At 67.6% G+C, this 19,907-nt stretch carries 17 protein-coding genes; 9 read left to right on the top strand and 8 right to left on the bottom strand.

Features of this window, described 5'->3' with window-relative positions; genetic code table 11:
• Window positions 1-2 precede the first annotated feature (2 nt).
• The 3 genes from ACUSIJ_RS17010 to ACUSIJ_RS17000 are packed head-to-tail and all read left to right on the top strand — an operon-like array spanning window position 3 to window position 2,850.
• A complete protein-coding gene (locus ACUSIJ_RS17010) occupies window positions 3-1,196 on the top strand; it encodes a M20 aminoacylase family protein (RefSeq protein ID WP_449309609.1) in 1,194 nt (397 codons plus the stop codon).
• A gap of 59 nt (window positions 1,197-1,255) precedes the next feature.
• Complete coding sequence (locus ACUSIJ_RS17005; RefSeq protein ID WP_449309608.1) at window positions 1,256-1,807, top strand: GNAT family N-acetyltransferase; 552 nt, start codon at window positions 1,256-1,258, stop codon at window positions 1,805-1,807.
• Complete coding sequence (locus ACUSIJ_RS17000) at window positions 1,804-2,850, top strand: PLP-dependent cysteine synthase family protein (RefSeq protein ID WP_449309607.1); 1,047 nt, start codon at window positions 1,804-1,806, stop codon at window positions 2,848-2,850. Before ACUSIJ_RS17005 ends, ACUSIJ_RS17000 begins: the two co-directional genes overlap by 4 nt.
• A 27-nt stretch (window positions 2,851-2,877) precedes the next feature.
• On the opposite strand, the gene ACUSIJ_RS16995 is transcribed toward ACUSIJ_RS17000, so the two are convergent.
• The 5 genes from ACUSIJ_RS16995 to ACUSIJ_RS16975 all read right to left on the bottom strand — a co-directional run bounded on the left by ACUSIJ_RS16995 (window position 2,878) and on the right by ACUSIJ_RS16975 (window position 8,941).
• Window positions 2,878-4,536 carry a dipeptide ABC transporter ATP-binding protein gene (locus tag ACUSIJ_RS16995; protein WP_449309606.1) on the bottom strand — a complete coding sequence of 553 codons (1,659 nt, stop codon included), beginning with the start codon at window positions 4,534-4,536 and terminating at the stop codon, window positions 2,878-2,880.
• The gene (locus tag ACUSIJ_RS16990; RefSeq protein WP_449309605.1) at window positions 4,533-5,396 is read right to left on the bottom strand and encodes an ABC transporter permease; all 864 of its coding nucleotides are present in this window, start codon (window positions 5,394-5,396) and stop codon (window positions 4,533-4,535) included. Before ACUSIJ_RS16990 ends, ACUSIJ_RS16995 begins: the two co-directional genes overlap by 4 nt.
• 15 nt (window positions 5,397-5,411) lie before the next feature.
• Window positions 5,412-6,413 carry an ABC transporter permease gene (locus tag ACUSIJ_RS16985; protein WP_449309604.1) on the bottom strand — a complete coding sequence of 334 codons (1,002 nt, stop codon included), beginning with the start codon at window positions 6,411-6,413 and terminating at the stop codon, window positions 5,412-5,414.
• A gap of 103 nt (window positions 6,414-6,516) precedes the next feature.
• Entirely contained in the window at window positions 6,517-8,148 is a 1,632-nt protein-coding gene (locus ACUSIJ_RS16980) for an ABC transporter substrate-binding protein (RefSeq protein WP_449309603.1), read from the bottom strand.
• 103 nt (window positions 8,149-8,251) lie between these two features.
• Complete coding sequence (locus tag ACUSIJ_RS16975) at window positions 8,252-8,941, bottom strand: GNAT family N-acetyltransferase (RefSeq protein WP_449309602.1); 690 nt, start codon at window positions 8,939-8,941, stop codon at window positions 8,252-8,254.
• 488 nt (window positions 8,942-9,429) lie between these two features.
• On the opposite strand from ACUSIJ_RS16975, the gene ACUSIJ_RS16970 reads away from it, so the two are divergent.
• A complete protein-coding gene (locus tag ACUSIJ_RS16970; RefSeq protein WP_449309601.1) occupies window positions 9,430-11,067 on the top strand; it encodes an ABC transporter substrate-binding protein in 1,638 nt (545 codons plus the stop codon).
• A gap of 45 nt (window positions 11,068-11,112) precedes the next feature.
• On the opposite strand, the gene ACUSIJ_RS16965 is transcribed toward ACUSIJ_RS16970, so the two are convergent.
• Genes ACUSIJ_RS16965 through ACUSIJ_RS16955 form a run of 3 tightly spaced genes read right to left on the bottom strand, consistent with a single transcriptional unit; the run spans window position 11,113 to window position 14,867 of the window.
• Window positions 11,113-12,402, bottom strand: a complete 1,290-nt coding sequence (locus ACUSIJ_RS16965) for an LLM class flavin-dependent oxidoreductase (RefSeq protein ID WP_449309600.1) — start codon at window positions 12,400-12,402, stop codon at window positions 11,113-11,115.
• 23 nt (window positions 12,403-12,425) lie between these two features.
• A complete protein-coding gene (locus ACUSIJ_RS16960; protein WP_449309599.1) occupies window positions 12,426-13,487 on the bottom strand; it encodes an LLM class flavin-dependent oxidoreductase in 1,062 nt (353 codons plus the stop codon).
• 15 nt (window positions 13,488-13,502) lie between these two features.
• Window positions 13,503-14,867: an NtaA/DmoA family FMN-dependent monooxygenase gene (locus tag ACUSIJ_RS16955; RefSeq protein WP_449309598.1), complete on the bottom strand. Its 1,365-nt coding sequence runs from the start codon at window positions 14,865-14,867 to the stop codon at window positions 13,503-13,505.
• A 218-nt stretch (window positions 14,868-15,085) separates the two neighbouring features.
• Here ACUSIJ_RS16955 and ACUSIJ_RS16950 point away from each other — a divergent pair, with 218 nt between their 5' ends.
• The 5 genes from ACUSIJ_RS16950 to ACUSIJ_RS16930 all read left to right on the top strand — a co-directional run bounded on the left by ACUSIJ_RS16950 (window position 15,086) and on the right by ACUSIJ_RS16930 (window position 19,868).
• Window positions 15,086-16,093 carry a 1-aminocyclopropane-1-carboxylate deaminase/D-cysteine desulfhydrase gene (locus ACUSIJ_RS16950; RefSeq protein ID WP_449309597.1) on the top strand — a complete coding sequence of 336 codons (1,008 nt, stop codon included), beginning with the start codon at window positions 15,086-15,088 and terminating at the stop codon, window positions 16,091-16,093.
• 198 nt (window positions 16,094-16,291) lie between these two features.
• A complete protein-coding gene (locus ACUSIJ_RS16945; RefSeq protein ID WP_449309596.1) occupies window positions 16,292-16,858 on the top strand; it encodes an OsmC family protein in 567 nt (188 codons plus the stop codon).
• A gap of 79 nt (window positions 16,859-16,937) precedes the next feature.
• A complete protein-coding gene (locus tag ACUSIJ_RS16940) occupies window positions 16,938-17,990 on the top strand; it encodes an ABC transporter substrate-binding protein (protein ID WP_449309595.1) in 1,053 nt (350 codons plus the stop codon).
• Window positions 17,977-19,071, top strand: coding sequence for an ABC transporter permease (locus ACUSIJ_RS16935; protein ID WP_449309594.1), 1,095 nt, complete (start codon window positions 17,977-17,979; stop codon window positions 19,069-19,071). The genes ACUSIJ_RS16940 and ACUSIJ_RS16935 overlap by 14 nt, the downstream gene beginning before the upstream one ends.
• Window positions 19,065-19,868, top strand: a complete 804-nt coding sequence (locus tag ACUSIJ_RS16930; protein WP_449309593.1) for an ABC transporter ATP-binding protein — start codon at window positions 19,065-19,067, stop codon at window positions 19,866-19,868. Before ACUSIJ_RS16935 ends, ACUSIJ_RS16930 begins: the two co-directional genes overlap by 7 nt.
• Window positions 19,869-19,907 lie beyond the last annotated feature (39 nt).

Genomic DNA, 19,907 nt, shown 5'->3' with positions numbered 1-19,907 from the left:
ACATGACGCATCAGGGCGGAGAGCCGGGAACGGGTGTCAACGACCGGGTGGAGCAGGGCGTCCTCGCCACCATCGACGAGTTCGTCGCCCTGCGGCGCGACCTGCATGCGCATCCGGAACTCGCCTTTCAGGAGAAGCGCACGGCGGCGATCGTGGCGCGGCTGCTGGCATCCTGGGGCTATGAGGTGACGACCGGCATCGGCGGCACCGGCGTCGTCGGCCGGCTCAAGCGGGGGGAGGGCACGCGCAGCCTCGCCATTCGCGCCGACATGGACGCCCTGCCCATCGAGGAGGCGTCCGGCCTGCCCTATGCCAGCGAGACGCCGGGCGTGATGCATGCCTGCGGCCATGACGGGCACACCACCATCCTGCTCGCCGCCGCGCGCTATCTGGCCGAGAGCGGCCGCTTTTCCGGCACGCTCAACCTCATCTTCCAGCCGGCGGAAGAGATCGGTCGCGGTGCGCACGGCATGCTGCGCGACGGCCTGTTCGAGCGATTCCCGAGCGATGCCGTTTTCGGCCTGCACAACTGGCCTGGTGTGCCCGAGGGCCAGTTCGGCTTCGTGGAAGGCCCGGCGATGGCGTCGATCGATTATGCGCGCATCACCGTGCGGGGCAGGGGCGGCCACGGCGCCGCGCCCCACCTTGCCGTCGACCCGGTGCTGGCGAGCGCGGCCATCGTCCTCGCGCTGCAGAGCGTGGTGGCGCGCAACGTGAACCCGCTCGACACCGCCGTGGTCACGGTCGGCTCCATCCACGGCGGCAAGGCGGCCAACGTCATTCCTGAAAGCGTGGAACTGACGCTCACGGCGCGCGCCTATGACGAGGCCGTGCGCGCCCATGTCAAGGAGCGCATCACGACACTCGCCGAGGCCCAGGCGGCGGCCTTCGGCGCGACCGCGCAGGTCGACTATCGCGGCGGCTTCCCGCCCGTGTTCAACCATCCCGCGGAGACGGCCTTCGCCCGCGATGTCGCCATCGACACGTTCGGCCTCTCCCGCATCGAGCAGGACTTCGCGCCACGCACCGCGAGCGAGGATTTTTCCTATCTGCTGCGGGAGCGGCCGGGCAGCTACCTGTTCGTCGGCAACGGCGACAGCGCACCCCTGCACACGCCCGCCTACAACTTCAACGACGCGATCCTGGCGCCCGCCGCGGTCTACTGGGCGCGTCTGGCACAGGCGTATCTCGCATGAACGCGCGCCCTTTCCTGCCTTCGTTTGCAAGCCGGTCTCCCGCAAGCCGATCTTCCGCCATGGCTGACATCATCATCCACACCTCGCCGGCCGACGAGCGGGCGCGCCCCCTGGTCGAGGCGCTGGCCGCCGAATACGAGGCGCTCTACGGCGATTATTTCAAGACCGAGGACGGCCTGACCGAGATGGAGCGCTACCCGCCCGAGCTTTTCGCGCCGCCGGCGGGCAATTTCTTGCTGCTGGAGCGCGACGGCACCGTGATCGCCGGCGGCGCCTTCAAGCGCTACGACGACGAGACCGCCGAACTCAAGCGGATATGGACGGAGGCCACCCTGCGCCGCCAGGGCATCGCCCGCCGGATCGTGACGGAGCTGGAATGGCAGGCCGCCCGGCAGGGCTATACGCGGCTCTATCTCACCACCGGGTTCCGGCAACTGGGAGCGGCAAGGCTCTATCTGACCTCCGGCTACACGCCGCTCTTCGACACCAGCGTCGATCCGGAGATCTACAAGTCGCTGCCGTTCACGAAAGATATCAGCGGGTTGCGGGCTGCCTTGCAGGAGAAGGCGTTCGCCGCCGCCGGCGAGGCGGCAGGGAGAGGACGGCGATGACATCCCTTTCCGGCGTCGAGAAGGAAAACGCCCTCTCGCCGCCTCCCCCCGCGCGGGACAGGCCGGCGAAGACGGGAGAGCGGCCCATGGGCAGGATATACGACAACCTCGTGGAACTCATCGGCAACACGCCGTTGCTGGAGCTTCACAGGATCAGGAAGAACCGGGACCTCGCGGCGCGGCTCATCGCCAAGATCGAGTACCTGAACCCGGCCGGCAGCGTCAAGGACCGCACTGCCTGGGCCATCATCCGGGAAGGGGAGAGAAGCGGCCAGCTGAAGCCCGGCGACCTGCTGGTCGACATCACCAGCGGCAACACCGGCATCGGCCTCGCCGCGGTCGCCGCGTCGCGCGGCTATCGATCGAAGTTCTATCTCAGGAACATCATCAGCCCGGACAAGATCAACATCCTGCGCCAGTTCGGCGCGGAGATCGTGCTCGTCGACAATCACGCGTTTCTGGAGCCCGACGCCCTCGATGTCATCCAGGCGCGTATCCGCGAGGAGAACCCGGGCGCGTTCTTCACCGACCAGCTCGCCAATCCCGCCAATCCGCGCATTCATTACGAGACGACCGGTCCCGAAATCTGGCGCGATACCGCTGGCGCCGTGGATATCCTGGTCGGCGCCGTGGGCACCGGCGGCACCATCTCCGGCGCCGGCCGTTTCCTGAAGGAGCAGAAGCCCGACGTGAGGGTCATCGTCGCCGAGCCGACCGCCGATTCCCTGCCGACGAAGGAAAACCCCTATGCGGAGGCGATCGAGGGCGTCCACAAGGTGACGGAGGTCGAGGCGGACCATCTGCCGGACAATTTCGACGCGAGCATCGTCGACGAAGTGATCGCCGTGGAAACTACCGATGCGCGGGCGACGGCGCGGGCGCTTGCGACGGAGGAGGGCATTCTCGCCGGAACGTCCGCCGGCGCGGTGCTCGCCGCCGCCACGGCCGTGGCCGCCCGGCCGGAAAGCGCCGGCAAGACGATCGTCGTCGTCATCCCCGACAGCGCCGAGAGATACCTTTCCCCGCCCGCCGTGGTTGGTTGAGCCGCTCTCCGGAGGCGTTCGGGGCCGTCAGTCGAGGCGGGGGATCGCCTCGAGCAGCTCGCGGGTGTAGCTGTGGCGCGGCGCCGTGAAGACCTCGCCGACGCTGCCGTTCTCCACCACATGGCCGCTGCGCATCACGATCACCTTGTCGGTGAGATGATGCACGACACCCAGATCGTGGGAGATGAACAGCAGCGAGGTCCCCGATTCCGCCTGCAATTCCGCCAGCAGGTCGAGAATCTGCGCCTGGATGGAGACGTCGAGGGCACTCACCGGCTCATCCGCCACCAGCAGCTTGGGACGCGGCGCGAAGGCGCGCGCGATGGCGACGCGCTGGCGCTGGCCGCCAGAGAGCTCGCGCGGGTGGCGATCCAGAAAGGCGTCACCGAGGCTCACCGCATCCAGCACCTCGCGCACGCGCTCCCTGCGCGCACCGCCGTGCACCTGCACGGTGTCCAGGCTCTCGCCGACGATGCGCTCCACGGTGTAGCGCGGGTCGAAGGAACTCAGCGGGTCCTGCGCAATGAGCTGGATGCCGGCCCGTTTCGTGCGCCGTTGCTGTTCGGTGAGTTCGCTCCACGGCTCCCCGTCGAGCAGCACGCGGCCGGAATCGGGCGCGAGCAGGCCGAGCACGATGCGCGCCACGGTCGTCTTGCCGGAACCCGATTCGCCGACGATGCCGAGCGCCTCGCCCTTCGCGAGCCGGAACGAGACGTCGTTGACGGCAGGCCCGGTGCGCGAGGCCGCGAAACGCTTCTTCAGGTGCTCGGCGACGAGCACGGGCGTGTGCGGGTCGATGCGCTTTTCCGGCAGCGGCACGCGCCGATGCGTGACGGTCTCGGCCCTGGCTTGCGGCGCGAGCCGGAAACCGCGCGAGGCGGCGGAGGGGATCGCATCGAGCAGTTGCCGCGTGTAGGGGTGGGACGGCGCCGACAGCACGGTGCGCGTCGGCCCCGATTCGACCACCTCGCCGTGGCGCAGCACCAATACGCGCTCAGTGAGGTTGGCGACGACGGCAAGGTCGTGGCTGATGAGCAGCAGCGCATGCCCCGCCTTGCGCCGCTGGTCCAGGAGATCGAGGATCTGTTTCTGTACGGTGACGTCGAGCGCCGTGGTGGGCTCGTCCGCGATCACCAGCACGGGCTTGCGGGCAATGGCGGTCGCGATCAGCGCCCGCTGCCGCAGGCCGCCGGACAGTTGATGCGGATATTGCGCCAGGCGGTGCTCGGGCTGCGGAATGCCGACCGACTGCAGCAGGTCGAGGCTGTGCAGGCGGATCGCCTGCGAGCCGCGCCCGATGCTGCCGGCGAGCGCATCGGACAATTGCTGGCTGATGCGCCGCAGCGGATCGAGCGAGACGAGCGCATCCTGCAGCACGAAGCCGATCTTGGCGCCGCGCACGCGCCGCCAGTCCCGCTCGCTGTGGGCGAGCGCATCCCGGCCGTCGATGCGGAACAGGTCCGCGCTTACTTGCGCCTGGCGGCCCGCAAGGCCGATCAGCGAGCGGGCAGTGACGGACTTGCCCGAACCCGACTCGCCGACGAGCGCCACCGACTCGCCGGGACGGATGGTCAGATCGACGCCGCGCACCACATGCCCGGCTTCGCCATTGGCCGGAAAGCGGACGTTGAGGTTGCGGATCTCGATGAACGGCGCGCTCTCCTGCGCGGCGAATGCGACGCTCATATTGCCTGTCTCCCCTCGAAGGCGCGCTGCCAGCGTCGACCGACCACGCTGACGGCGATGACGGTCAGCGTGATGGCGATGCCGGGCCAGGCGCCGATCCACCAGGCGTTGCGCAGGTAGTTGCGCCCTTCGGCAAGCATGGCGCCCCATTCCGGCGTCGGCGGCTGTGGCCCCATGCCGAGGAAGCTCAGGCCCGCCGACCCGATGATGGCCGTGCCGAGGCCAACGGTGGCGAGGATCGGCACCTGGGCGATCGCGTGCGGCAGGATGTGGCGTGTCACCAGCGTGAAGCGCGGCAGGCCGAAGGTGCGCGCCTGCTCCACGTAGCCCGATTCGGCGATGACGAAGGTCTGGCTGCGCACCACGCGGGCGAAGCGCGGTACCGAGGCGACGCCGAGCGCGAAGATGAGATTGACGGTGCCGGGGCCGGTGAAGGAGATCAGCACCAGCGCCAGCAGCAGGTCCGGGAAGGCCGAGACGACGTCGAGAAAGCGGGTGATCGCCTCGTCCAGGACACCGCGCGCGAGGCCCGACAGCAGCCCCAGCAGCGATCCCACCACCATGGCGATGCCGATGGCGCTGGAGCCGATCAGCAGCGAATAGCGCGCACCGTGGAGCACGCGGGAGAACACGTCGCGCCCCAGGTGATCGGTGCCGAAGAGGTGCGCCCCGCCCGGCGCCAGCTGCGCCTCGAGCGGATTGGCCACGATCGGATCGTATGCGGTCAGCAGGGTGGGCCATGCGGCCGCGACGGCGACCAGCGCCAGGAACAGACCGGCAAGCACGACATCGGCCTCGCGGAACGCCCGCCGCGCGAGGTTGCCGCCGTTCCGGGCAATGTCTCTATGGACGAGGGACATGGCTTGGCCGCCTCCTCAACGCCCGCGCAGCCGCAGGCGCGGATCGAGAATGAGATAGAGCAGATCGACGATGGTGCTGAGCACGACGTAGATCAGCGCCGACAGGATCGCCACGGCGAGCACCACGGGCAGGTCCTTGCCCAGCACGGCGTCGACCGTGACCTTGCCGAGGCCGGGCCGGCCGAACACCTGCTCGGTAATGACCGCGCCGCCGAGCAGGCCGCCGATGAGCCAGCCGGTCAGCGTCACGGCCGGAATGGCCGCGTGGCGCAGGGCATGGCGCAGGCGCAGCACGAGGTTGCTCGTGCCCCAGCTGCGCACCGTCAGCGCGAAGGGCTCCTCCAGCGCGTTCTCCAGCCCCTGCCGCAGCACCTGCCCGACGACGGCGCCGAGCGACAGGCCGAGCGACAACGCCGGCAGCACAAGCGCGGCGAAATTGCGGTCGCCCGCCACCGGAAACAGCCTGAGCGTGAAGCTGAACACGAACAGCAGCACGATGCCGAGCCAGAAGGACGGCGTCGAGACGAGCACGAGTTCGATGCCGCCGGCAATGCGCGACGGCCAGCGCCGCCCGGCCGTCAGTACGGCCACGGTCACCGCGAACACCACCGCCACCACGAGCGCCGCCGCCGTCAGCTTCAGCGTCGGTCGCAATTGCGAGAGCACGATGCCCGTGACATCGGTCTGCAACATGTAGGAGCGGCCGAAGTCGCCGTGGAGCACGCGCCAGACGTAGTTGAAGTACTGGACGATCAGGGGATCGTCGAGGCCCCATTCGGCGCGCACGGCCGCGACCACCTCGGGTGTCGGGATCTGGTCGCCGACCAGGAGGTCGACGATGTCGCCGGGGGCGATCTGCAGGCTGACGAAGGTCAGCGTGATCGCCGCCCACAGCACCACGACGCCCGAGCCGAGCCGGTAGAGAACGAGCGTCCAGACCGAGTCCGGATCGAGCCGGAATCGCCGCGGCCCGCGTGGGCGCTTGTCTTGCAGAACGATGGTGTTGTCGATCGTCATTGGATCTCGTCTTGGAATCTCGTCTCGGGATCTCGTCCGAAGCAGGGGGGAACGCGGCGGACGGCGGCGTGCGGGCCGCATCCGCTGCGTTCGACGTCGGCGCTTACTTGTCGAGCCAGATGCCGTGGGCGCTTTCCGGCAGCTGCTTGAAGGGCCGGAAGGTGATGCCCTTGACATAGGACGCCGCCGCGATCTGGTCCTCCGGCTCGTAGAGCGGGAAGGCATAGGCCTGATCGACGATGGCGAACTTCTGCAGGCGCGAGTAGAGCTCGAAGCGCTTTTCGAGGTCGAGCGTGCCGGATGCCTCATGCAGCCACTGCTTCAGTTCAGGCGCCGAGGCGCGGCTGTAGTTGATCGAACCGCCCTCATCGACCGGCAGGTAGTGGTATTCGATGTCGACGCCGTCGGTCGGGGTGTTCGAATTGGCTATGGAGCCGAACTTGCCGGTGTTGCGCCGCTCGGTGTAGGTGCCCGCGTCGACATAGGAGATGGTCAGGTCGATGCCGGCCGTCTGCTTGGCCTGGGCCTGGATAGCCTGCAGCAGCACGTCGCGCTGGTCGCGCACCGTCGCCTGTGCCTGCACGATCTCGATGGACAGCCGCTCGCCGTCCTTGGTGCGGAAGCCCTGCGCGTCGCGTCCCGTCCAGCCTGCCTCGTCGAGCAGCTTGTTGGCGAGCTCCGGGTTGAAGCCATAGGCGCCCTCGATGCTCTTGTCGTAGAAATGGGCGTCGATGGGCGAGGTGATGCCCCAGGTGCGCGTGCGGTGGCCGCGGTAGACCGATTGCAGGATCGTATCGATGTCCACCGCCGCGATGAGCGCCTTGCGCACGCGCACGTCCTGCGTCGGGCCGTATTCCACGTTCAGGAACAGCGAATAGGGCGTGCCGGTGTTCAGCGCGTGCTGATAGGTGTAGTCGGGGTCATCGGTGAACAGTCCGGCGTCATTGCCGGAAATGCCCTCGATCACGTCGACCTGCCCGGAGGTCAGCGCGCCGGTGCGCACCGACGATTCCGGCAGGAAGCGGTAGGTCACCTCGTCGAGATAGGCCGGTCCCTGGTTGGCGGCGTTGGCCGGCGGCGAGTTGTAGTCGGGGTTCCGGACGTAGTGCAACTCCTGGCCCTTGATGTAGCGATCGAGGATGAAGGGGCCCGTGCCTGCGATCTCCGGGCCGCCGGACTTCAGTTGCTCGGAGGCGAAAGCCTTCGGCGACAGGATTTCGAGGCCGGCGGAGAAGTCGAGGAACGGCGCGTAGACGTCCGACAGCGTGAACTCGACGGTGCGTTCGTCGAGCGCCTTCGCTTCCGCGAGCCACTTGACGGGGCCGGAGCTGGTGCTGCGGGAATAGGCGGGGTCCTTCAACTGCAGGAAGTTCTGCACGACGACGTCGGCGGTGAGCTTCTCGCCGTCGGTGAACGTCACGCCCTCGCGCAGGGTGTAGGTGTAGGTCTTGCCGTCTTCCGACACCTTGTAATCGGTGGCGAGCCACGGCACGTAGCCGCCCTCGGCCGTGCGCGCGAGCAGCGTCTCGTAGACGTTGCGCAGATAGAGCTTCGTCTTGTCCTGCCCGTTGAGGTGCGGGTTCAGCGTCGCCGCCTCGGTTTCGACGCCCCAGGTCAGCGAGCCGCCTTTGACGGGCTCCTTCTCCTGCGCGCCCGCGCCCGTCGCAGCGAAGATGGCGAGCGAGGCGCCGATGGCCGTCGCGATGAATTGCTTGCGGGTCAGTTTCAGGGACATGCGGTCTGTTCCTTCTCGAAAAGAGATCTGTTGCGAGGCAATGGCGGTGCGGGCTGCGGCGGACATCGCTGTCTCGCGCCCGTCGCGAGGCTGACGAGGAGGCTCATGGCCGGCTCCCGGGCACGGCAGCGTCCTCGAAGCGCTTGTATTCGGCGACGTCGAGGTCGGCATAAAGGTCGGGGTGCAGCACCTTGCGCAGCAGAAGAACCTCATCCCCCTTGCTGATGTGCTTGTAGAAGCCTTCATATCCGCGCCGCTCATAGAGGCCGACGAGCCACGGATGGCGGGTCGCGGTGGCGAGATAGACGGCAGGCGCCTTCACCTGATCGCGCAGGAACACGTTCTCGGCGTAGTCGAGGATGCGGCTGCCGATGGATTGCCGTTTCAGCGCCGGGGCGACGGCGAACCAGTGGATGAACGGATAGCTCGCGAGATGCGCGTCGCCGCCCGCCCAGGGGAAGCGCACGGACACCGTGCCCGCGATCGCGCCCTCGCGCCGCAGGACGAAGGTCGTATGGCGGCGGATCACCCGCTCCACCTGCGGCAGCTCGGCGGTAGTGGCGGTGAAGCGGATGCCCAGTTGCTTGATGGGCTCATAGGCGGCGCGCAGCAGGTCGAGCAGCTCAGGCGCATCCGCCACGCTCGCGATGCGAATGTCCTCGCGCAGGGGAGCGGACTCCCGCTCCCGCGCCTTGCCGTCGCCCGCCGTCCGCTCGCCGGCGCGCGTATCGCCCGCCCGCCTGTCATCCGCGACCCGATCCTCGCTGACCACGTCAGCCACGCCGCCACCCATTCGTCTCTCCCGGAGCCATGTTTAAGGGATCATTTTCATGTTGTGCCGCATCAGCACAAGACTTAATTTACAGAATTAATAGATTTTATGGGCGAGCATGGGTTGTCAAGCTCTTTCAGCGCCTGCCGGGGCAGAGCTCCCGATGACGTGACGGCAGCCCGGTCCGTTTCAAGGAGAGTTGGACCGAAGCCGCCCGATCGCTTGCGGAAGTCGCAGCGGAAATAAATCAATTAAAACTATCGATTTTATTGACATAAAAATGCCGAACCTCTAGCGTTCGGTCTGTCTTCCGGTCTGCGCATCGCACCGAATATCGAGGATCTCATGCCGCAGAAAGGCGCGCCTTCGACCACGCCGACAGGACCGTCGTCATGCAGCGCGGATGGATCGTGGAGACTGGCCCCGCCCGGCAGGCGGACGCGCCAGCGCTCGAAGCCGCATCCTGATTTTTCGAGACCCTCCCATCCACATCAACACAGGCCCCGAACATGACGATCATTCTCGACCGCAGGTCTTTTGGCCGCTTCGGCATGCTGGCGATGCTGGCTTCCACGCTTGGTACGGTCCCGGCTGCGGCGCAGTCGGACAAGCAGCCCGTTTCGGGCGGCTCGCTGACGTGGGGGCTCGAAAACGAACCCATCACGCTCAACCCCCACATCCACAACCTCGCCAAGACCAAGCTCCTCATCCGCAACAGCTACGAACCGCTGCTGTCGCGCACGCAGGAGGGCGGCTACGTCCCGTGGCTCGCCACCGGCTTCACCGTCTCGGACGACGGCACGACCTATACGTTCAACCTGCGCGAAGACGTGAAGTTCACCGACGGCGAACCCTTCAACGCGGAGGCGGTGGCGCTGAATTTCCGCGAGGCGGCGAAGGTCGAATACACCGGTCCCCTGAGCACCGGCCCGATCCGCTATCTGGAAAGCGCGCGGGCGATCGACGACTACACCGTCGAGCTGAAGCTCAAGGAGCCCTATGCGCCGTTCCTGTTCTTCGCCACGGCGCTCGAGATCATCTCCCCGCCGTCCTTCAAGGCACCCAACCTGAAGGCGGGCGGCAAGGAGATCGCGGGCACGGGGCCGTTCATTCTCGAAAACTACGTCAAGGGCCAGGAAATCACCTACAGGAAGAACCCGGACTACAACTGGGCGCCGGCGAATGCGGCCCATCAGGGACCGGCCTATCTCGACGAGGTGACCTATCGCTTCCTGCCGGAATCGTCGGTGCGCGTCGGCGCGCTCACGTCGGGGCAGGTGGACGTCATCGAGGGCGTGTCCGGCAACGACGCTGGGCTGTTCACCGATGACCCCGACTACGTCTATCTGACAGCGCTCAACGGCGGCACGCCGTTCACCCTGTTCTTCAACGTGGTGAGCGGCCTGAGCGCGGACGTGCGGATCAGGAAGGCGCTGGTGGCGGCGCTCGATGTCGATACGGTGCTGCAATCGGTCTATCGCGGACACCGCGTCCGCGCCTGGGGGCTCAACACGCCGGTCGACACGCTGTTCTACGACAAGAGCATCGAGGGCACCTACGGCAACGACCCGGCGCTCGCCAACAAGCTGCTCGACGAGGCCGGCTGGACGGAACGCGACGCGGACGGCATCCGCAAGAAGGATGGCCAGCGGCTGACGCTCGACGTCGTGCAGAGCCAGAGCGTGCTGCGCGACCAGCGGGACGTGCTGCTGCTCGCCCTGCAGGCGCAGGCGCGCCAGAACGCCGGGATCGACCTGCGCATCACCTACGTCGACGCCGGCACCCATACCGAACGGCGCAAGAAGGGTGATTACGCGCTGATCGGCAATTCCAACACCGCCGGCGACGGCTATGGTCTCGAAATCCACTACCTGCCGCTCGATCAGGGTGGCCGGAACAACTTCAACGGCACCGCCACTCCCGAGCAGACGCAATGGCTGCTGGAAGCGGCCTCCATTCAGGATCTGAAGCAGCGCTTCGACCTCTACGCAAAGCTGCAGCGCCATGTGCTGCTCGAGAACGCCTATTCCCTGCCGCTCTACGTCTCCGAGGATCAGATCGCGGCCGCCTCATACGTCAAGGGCGCGGGCTTCCGGCCGTTCCACCAGCTCGTGGAGAGCGCCTACGACATCTGGATCGACAAGTGATCTTGCGGGTGTCCGGCCGGCCACGCCAGCGTGGCCGGCCGGTTATCATGCCGGCGGCAGGCCGAGATTGCCGCGCAGGGTCGTCTCGCCATAGTCCGCGCGGAACACGCCCCATTCCTGGAGGAAGGGGATCACCCTGTCGACGAAGTCGTCGAAGCCCGTGGGCGTCAGGTGCGGGGCGAACACGAAGCCGTCGGCGGCGTCCGCCTGGACGTAGCGGTTGATCTCGCGTGCTATCGTTTCCGGCGTGCCGACGAAATGCTGGCGCGCCGTCACCCTGATGATCAACTGGCGGATGCTGAGCTTGTCGCGCTCGGCGATCTCGCGCCACCTCTTCGCCGTCGCGAGGGCGTCGTCGTAGCGGTTGGCGCGGCCCTGCGAGACTGGCCGAGACGACACGTCCGGGTCGATATCCGGCAGCGGTCCCTCGGGGTCGTAGGCAGAGAGGTCGCGGTTCCAGACCTGCTCCAGAAAGGTGATGGCGTTTTTCGGACTGACCTGCTGCAGCCGGATGGCGTCGAGGCGTTCCCGGGCGTCCTCGTCGCTGTCGCCCAGTACGAAGGCGGCGCCGGGCAGGATCTTGAGGCTGTCGGGCGAGCGCCCGTATCGGGCGAGCCGCGACTTGACGTCCGCGTAGAACGCCTGCCCCTCCTCCAGCGTGCCGTGGCGGGAATAGATGACGTCGGCGCGGCTCGCGGCGAGTTCCCGTCCGGTGTCGGAATCGCCCGCCTGCGCGATCACCGGCCGGCCCTGCGGCAGTGGCGGCAGGTTGAAACGGCCGTGGATATCGACATGTTTCGACGTGATGTCGAACCCCCCTCCGGCGTTTTTCCACAGCGTGAAGGCCGCGTCGAGGAACTCCCGCGCCCGCTCGTAGCGCTCCGCATGGGGCAGGTGGTCGCCGCGCCGGAAGTTCGCGCCCGTGAACGCGCCGGGCGAGGTGACGACATTCCAGCCCGAACGGCCGCCCGACAGGGCATCGATGGTGGCGAGCTGGCGCGCGAGCGCGTAGGGCTCGTTGAAGGTCGTCGTCAGCGTGCCGATCAGCCCGACATGGCGGGTGATGGCCGAGATGGCGGCGAGGATCGCGAGCGTGTTGGGCCGGCCGACGACGTCGAGCTCGTGAAAGCGGCCCTTCTGCTCGCGCACCCTGAGACCCTCCGCCAGGAAGATGAAGTCGAGCTTGCCGCGCTCGACGGTGCTGGCGAAGTGGGCGAAGGACGAAAATGCGATCTGGCTGCCGGCCGCGGGATCGCTCCAGACGGTGAAATTGTTGACGCCCGGAAACTGCGCTCCCAAAATCACCTGCTTCTGTACTACCTGCTTCTGCGACATGATGGTTTTCCCGTAACGGACGATCAGGCGGCGGCGGTATAGCGGTTCACGGCGACCGGCAGGCCGAGGCGCTGGCGCAATGTCCCGGTTCGGACATCGTGCAGCAGCCCCCTGTCGCGCAGGGCCGGGATCACGACGTCGGTGAGCCCGGCGAGGTCGCGCGCCAGATCGCGCGGGATGAAGCGGAAGCCGTCGACACCCGCCTCACGCCAGCCCGCGAGCTGCCCGGCGAGACCCGAGGCCGGCCCGCTCCAGCGCAGCGCCGGGGAGCCGATGTCCTCTCCGACGTCGAAATTGACGGTGACATCGAGGAAATGGCGCAGCGGGGCGGCGCGCGCCGCTTCGGCCTCCGCCGCCCGTGCCCGCGCGAGAAAATCGCCGACCGGCGTGCCGCCGGGTTGCAGGAACACCAGATCGGCCGCGGCGGCGGCAAAGGCGAGGTCCGCGTCGTCACGCGCGCTCACCGCCACCACCGGCTGCCCCTGCGGCGGGCGCGGCACGATGGAGGGGCCGAGCACGCTGAAGCGCTTGCCCTTGAAGTCGATGTAGTGCAGCTTCGCGCCGTCGACGAAGCGCTGGCTCGCCGTGTCGCGGATGACGGCGTTGTCCTCCCAGCTGTCCCACAGGCGGCGGATGACCTCGATGCTGTCGGCGGCATCCTCGTCGAGATCGGGCGCGACCGGCTCGGGAAAGCCGCCGAGACGGCCGAGAACGCGCGCGACGGACGCGGCCTCGTCCGGCCGCAGCCTCTGCGCCAGCAGGCCGGCCCGGCCTTCCGTGACGTAGTCGAGCGTCGCGATGGCGGTCGAGACGTGGAACGGCTCGTTATAGTTGAGCACTGCACCCGGGATGAGACCGATCTCGCGCACCAGCGGCCCGAGCCGGTTGGCGAGGGGCGTCGCGTCGAACCCGTCGGCGCTGGCGCCGAAATGGTCCTCCAGCGTCAGGAAATCCGCCTGCCCGTCGACGCGGCCGAGGATCGCCTCCCAGTAGGCCGGCGCTTCCGGGCGGCCGGCGGCGGGATCGGGAACCTGTCCGGCGACGTTGAGGGCGAAGGCGAGATGAAGCTTGTCGGTCGTCGTCATGGTCACTAACAGCCTCTAAGTGTGCCGGTCGGCGGGCAGGTGCAGGACGGGTTGCGGCAATCCGAGATTGGCGCGGAAGCCACCCTCGACGTAATCGTCGTCGACGAGATCGCGCTTGCGCAGCTCCGGCAGCAGGCCGTCGAGCAGCAGGTCTTCCTGGTCCGGATTGCCGAGCCCGTGCAGTGACAGGATGTCCAGGATGCCGAGCCGGAAACGTTCCTCGATGGCGTCCGCGAGCTGTTCCGGCGTGCCCGCCACCGACCAGTGGCCGGTCTCGTTGGCCTCGATGATCAGTTCGCGCAGGGTCAGGCCCTGCAGGGCATAGCGGCGGAAGATCGCGATGCGGCCGCGACGGCGGTTGGCGCCCTCCACGCCCGGCAGCAGGCGTTCCGGCAGCGGGCGGTCGAGCGGCAGGTCGGACAGGTCGATCTCGCCGCCCAGCATGTCCGCGAGCTTCAGCCGACCCTTCTCGTAGTCGATCCGTTCGTGCTTCTCGCGCACGCGCCGGGCGACATCGGCGTCGGATTCCCCGATGACGGAATGGAAGGAGTTCATGATCAGCGGCAGGTTTTCCGCCCGGCCGAAGGCACGCGCCTGGCGGCGCAGTTCGTCGGCGAAGGCGATGGCGCCGTCGAGCAGCGGCTGCGAGGTGTAGACGGCCTCCGCATACCGCGCGCCCAGCGTCACGCCCTCCGCCGACTGTCCCGCCTGGAACTGGACGGGGCGGCCCTGCGGCGGGCGCGGCACGTTGAGCGGCCCCCGCACTTGGAAATGCTCGCCGCGGTAGTCGATGCGATGCAGTCTGGCGCCGTCGATCCGGATGGCGCCGGCAGGCGTGCGCGTTGCGGCATCGGCCTCGTTGGCGGCAAAAAGCGCGTGGACGACCTCCACGAACTCCGTCGCGCGCGCATAGCGCGTCGCCGGGTCGGGCAGCGGATCGCCGCCGAAATTCTCCTCGCCGGTGGAGGACGTGACGGCGTTCCATGCCGCGCGGCCGCCGCTCGCGTGGTCCAGCGTCGCGATCTGGCGGGCGAGGTTGTAGGGATGCTGGAAGGTGGTCGACACGGTGGCGACGAGGCCGATGTGCGACGTGACCTGACTGAGAGCGGCGAGCGCGATGAGGGGCTCCTGGGAACCCGTCGTTCCCACCGCGCCGGTAGGATCGACCTGCAGGACATCGGCGGTGAACAGGCCCGTGATCCTCGCGGCCTCGGCCTTGCGCGCCAGCGCCACCGCCCGCTGCACGCCCGCCACCGGTGACGGGTCACTGGCGGCATGAAGGAAACTCGCCGCACCCACCAGGGTCTTGAGGCGCCTGGTTCCGGGACGCTCGGGACGTGGAACGGTCAATGCGATCTCCTGTCGTTTTCTGATCGGCATCGCGGCGCGGGTCGTGGCGGAAAGGCCAGGATGAACCGTCCCGATGCGAAAACAGGGGAGGGGAAGAACAGGGAGCTTCTGTCTATTGTATATATTGTCTATCGTCAAACTGTAATTCGTGCCACGATAAGCTTGCCGCCGTGGCCGGGTTGCCGGCGAGGGCAATGGTTTCCGGCGAGGCGTTCTCCCGCCGGAGGTCGCATTCAAGGGGTAGGGGCATGACAGTCGACAACAGTCTTATCGCGCATGACCGCGTGCCGCTCGGCTTCCTGCCGACGCCGCTGGAGACGCTCGAGCGCGTCGGCGCGCGGCTCGGCATCCGGCTGTTCATCAAGCGGGACGATCTGAACGGCTTCGGCGGCGGCGGCAACAAGGTGCGCAAGCTGGAGTTCATCCTGCCCGAGGCTCTGTCGGCTCGCGCCGATACGCTGATCACGACGGGCGGCCTGCAATCGAACCACGCGCGGATCGTCGCCGCCGCGGCGCGGAAGCTCGGCCTGCGTCCGCTGCTGGTGCTCGAAGGGCGAGCGCCGGCGCAGGTTCAGGGCAATCTCCTGCTCGACCGGCTGTTCGATGCCGAAATCGTCTTCGTCGATCCGACGGATTATGCGGTGGGAACGACGGACCTGCTCGACGCACAGGCGGAGCGGGTGCAAGACCGTGGCGGAAGGCCCTACATCATCCCGCTCGGCGGGGCGGGGGCGCGCGGTGCGCAGGGCTACATCAACGCCATCCGTGAGACCCAGGCCCAACTGGAGGCCGCGCGGCTTTCCCCGCCGGATTTCCTCGTTGTCGCGGCCGGCACCGGCAGCACGCTGGCGGCGCTGCATGTCGGCGTGCGCTGGCTATGGCCCGCCACGCAGGTGATCGGGATCACCGTCTCGCGCAAGGACGAAGCCGCCTATCGCGCCGGCGTCGCGCAGCAGGCGACGGAGGCCGCCGGGCTTGCGGGGCTTGAGGGCCTCTGGACAGCGGACGACATCGCCATCGACACCGGCTATTTCACCCCCGGCTACGGCGAACCGAGCGCCGGCGGCATCGAGGCCATCAGGCTGCTTGCCCGGGAGGAGGGGATATTGCTCGATCCCGTCTATACCGCGAAGGGCTTTGACGGGTTGATCGGCCTCGTCGGCTCGGGCCGGATTCCGCAAGGCGCGAGCGTGCTCTTCCTCCACACCGGCGGCCTGCCGGCCTTGTACGCGTTCCCGCACGTCCTGGCGGGATGACCGCCTCCCGCGATGGCGTGAAGCACCCGATGCGAGCGACATGATGACACAGGACGGCTCTCCCCTATGAAGACGACTTTATCCATAGACTTTATCCAGTTAGAGGAATATAAATTCGGTCGGACAGCTCGTTTCCGGGCTGGATATCCTGGATCGGGCCGTGGCTGAGAACGCAACAACATCAAGGCGGTTACGGTTATGACGACTTTGAACGCGTATTTGGAGCAGAAGCGCGAGGCGCTGGCCCGCCGCCGGGCGCGGGTGAAGGCCGGCGAGCTCGGCCCGGCGACCCTGAGGGCAGGCGCCAGCGCCGAGGGACGCAGCGGCGTGCGGCGCATCCGCATCCGCGATTTCCAGGTCATTTCCGACAGCCCGCCCGATTTCGCCGGCTACGACCTCGGCCCGTCGTCGCCGGAGCTCCTGTTCGGGGCGCTCTCGAGCTGCCTGACCCACACCTACCTGATTCATGCCGCCGACCTGGGCGTGCCGCTGGAATCGTTGCGGGCGGACGTGACCGCCACCATCGACCCGCGCGGCGGCTCGGAGGGACACGAGCACATCCCCGTCTATCCGCACGACATCGCCTATACGGTGACGCTCGTATCCCCCGCAAGCGCCGACGACATCGCGCGGCTCACGGCTGCCGTGGAGCAGTTCTGCCCAATCCTCAATCTCCTGAAGCGCGCGACCGAGGTCACTGGCCGGGTGGATCATCGGCAACCGGAGCCCCGGCAGCCGGAGCCTCATGCGGCGGGCACCGCCTGACGGTCTGCACGCGGGCCGGCGCCGGGTGCCGGCATGGTGAATCCCAACTGGCGAATCCCAACTTTGGAAAGGTGTTATCATGGTCCATTCGACGTCTGAAAACGCTGGCAATCCCTCCCGCCGCAGGCTGCTGCAGCTTGCGGGCGGGGCGCTGGGCCTCGGCGCGCTTGGCGCGGCCGATCCGTTCGGCCTGCTCCCGCAAACGGCGGTCGCGCAGGTCAACCCGCTCAAGGAGAACACCGTCGTCAAGCTCGCGTGGGGACAGACGGCCGTCTGTCAGTCGCCGATTTCGGTGGCGCTGAAGCGCGGCTTCTTCGAGCAGTACAACCTCACCGTGGAGCCGGTGAACTTCAGCGGCCCCACCGACCAGCTCCTGCAGGCTATCGCCACCGGCCACGCCGACGGCGGCATCGGCATGGCGCTGCGCTGGCTGAAGCCGCTGGAGCAGGGCTTCGACGTGGCCCTCACCGTCGGTACTCACGGCGGCTGCATGCGCCTGCTCGCGCCCGCCGAGGCCAACATCACCAAGGTCGAGGACCTGCGCGGCAAGAAGGTCGCGGTCACCGACCAGGCGAGTCCTGTGCGCAACTTCTTCGCCATCCGCCTCGCCGAGATCGGCATCGATCCCGACAAGGAAGTGGAGTGGCTGCAGTATCCGCAGGACCTGTTCGGCGAGGCGCTGAAGAAGGGCGAGGTCCAGGCGATCGCCGGCGACGATCCGCACCTCTACCTGATCCGCGAGCGCGAGAACCTGACGGAAGTCGCGACGAACCTCGACGACGTCTACAAGGCCTCGACCTGCTGCGTGCTCGGCCTGCGCGGCAGCCTGCTGCGCGACCAGCCGGACGTGGCCGCCGCCGTCACCCGCGCCATCGTCGAGGCGCAGGCGTGGACGGCCGCGAACCCGGACGAGACGGCCGAAATCTTCGCGCCCTTCGTCCCCGCCAAGGTCCCGGCGGAGACTCTGGCCTCCATCCTGCGCAGCCACACGCACGATCATCACTCGACCGGCGAGGCGCTGCGCAAGGACGTTGCGCTGTTCACGGAGAAGCTGAAGATCGTCAATGTCATCCGCCCGAACACCGATTCCGAAGCCTTCGCCCGGAAGGTCGTTCCCGATGTCCTCATCTGACCATGCCACGACATCCGCACTGGCGGGGGGATATCCCCCCGCCAGTGCCGTTCCGACGCGAATCAGACGGTCGCCCGCCCTTGCCCACGCGAAACCTGCGGCAAGGAAGGGATCGGACCATTGGCTGACGCATCCCTGGTGGACGGTCGCCGCGGTTCTGATCTGGGCCGTTCATGCGGTGATCGCATACGCGCTGCCGGACAAGCCGTCGGGATTTGCGGAGCCGTTGTACGCGCGCGAGACCCATCTCGGATTCGCGGTATGGGCGGGCCTGCTCGCCGCCGCGGCGGTCGCCGGCCTGCTGTTGCCGACGCTGCGGGACAGATTGCGGAAGGCCGGGCCGTGGCTCACCGCGCTGGGTTTGATCTTCATCGCCTGGGAACTGTCGACGGCGAAGTTCGGCCTTCTGCCGATACCGTTTTTCGCGCCGCCCTCGTCGCTCGTCGAGGTTTACGCGGACGACTGGCCACGCCTTCTCGACAGCCTGCTCAATTCGCTGCGGCTGCTGGCCTATGGCTTCGCCATCGGTGCCGTGAGCGGCTTCATCACCGGGGTTTCCATCGGCTGGTCGCACTCGCTCGGCTACTGGGTGCACCCGATCCTGCGCTTTCTCGGCCCGATTCCGTCGACCGCGCTGCTGCCGATGGCCTTCTTCTTCTTCCCGTCGAGCTTTTCGGCGGCGGTGTTCCTGATCGCGCTCGCGACCTGGTTCCCGGTGACGGTTCTGACATGGTCGGGGGTGGCCAGCGTCGAGAAGGCGTACTATGATGTCGCCCGCACGCTTGGTGCGAACGAGCGCTTTCTCGTGTTCAAGGTCGCGGTGCCTGCTGCGCTGCCGCATGTGTTCGTCGGCCTGTTCATGGGTCTTGGCGCCTCGTTCTCGGTGCTTGTAGTGGCCGAGATGATGGGTGTGAAATCCGGGCTCGGCTGGTATCTGCAATGGGCGCAGGGGTGGGCCGCCTATTCCAATATGTACGGTGCGCTCATCATCATGGCGATCATCTTCTCCGGCCTCATCACGCTGCTGTTCTCGGTCCGCGACCGGCTGCTCGCGTGGCAGAAGGGGGTGGTGAAATGGTAGCCATTCCGCGAACCGGCCTCGTTTCCGCAGCCCATGCGGAGGCAGGGGCGCATATCGCGATCGATGCGTTGAGCCATGCCTTCGACCTCGACGGGCAGTCATTGCCCGTGCTCGCCGACATCGACCTTGCCGTCCGGCCGGGGGAGTTCATCGCGTTCCTGGGGCCGAGCGGCTGCGGCAAGTCCACGCTGCTGCGTCTCGTCGCGGGCCTCGACCTGCCCAGCGAAGGCACGATCCACGTCGACGGCGAACCGGTGCTCAGCCCCGATCCGTCGCGCGTCGTGGTGTTCCAGGATCCGACGCTCTATCCGTGGCGGACGGTCTGGAGGAACGTCTCGCTCGGGCTCGAGGCGCGCCACATTCTCAAGGAGCGGCGCGAGAGCGTCGACGAGGCCATCCGCCTCGTCGGCCTGCAGGGGTTCGAGAAGGCCTATCCCCGGCAGCTTTCCGGCGGCATGGCGCAGCGGGCAGCGCTGGCGCGGGCGCTCGTCAACGACCCCCGCATCCTCATCCTCGACGAGCCGCTGGGCAAGCTCGACTCGCTCACGCGAATCGCCATGCAGACGGAACTCCTCGACCTGTGGGAGAAGCGCGGCTTCACCACGTTGCTCGTCACCCACGATGTGGAGGAGGCGCTTTTCCTCGCCCAGCGTGTCGTCGTGCTGAGCAACCGGCCGGCGAGCATCAAGACCGAAATCGTCAACGACCGGCCCTATCCGCGCCGGCGGGGCGACCCCTATCTGGCGGAGCTGCGCCGCGAGGCGCTGGCGCAACTGGGGCTTGACGCGACGTGGTGACGGCTGCCCCGGGCTCCCCTCCTGCAGCATGGAGACCGT

The organism is Pseudochelatococcus sp. B33, from assembly GCF_053570585.1.
This window is presented reverse-complemented; position numbering and strand designations above follow the sequence as displayed.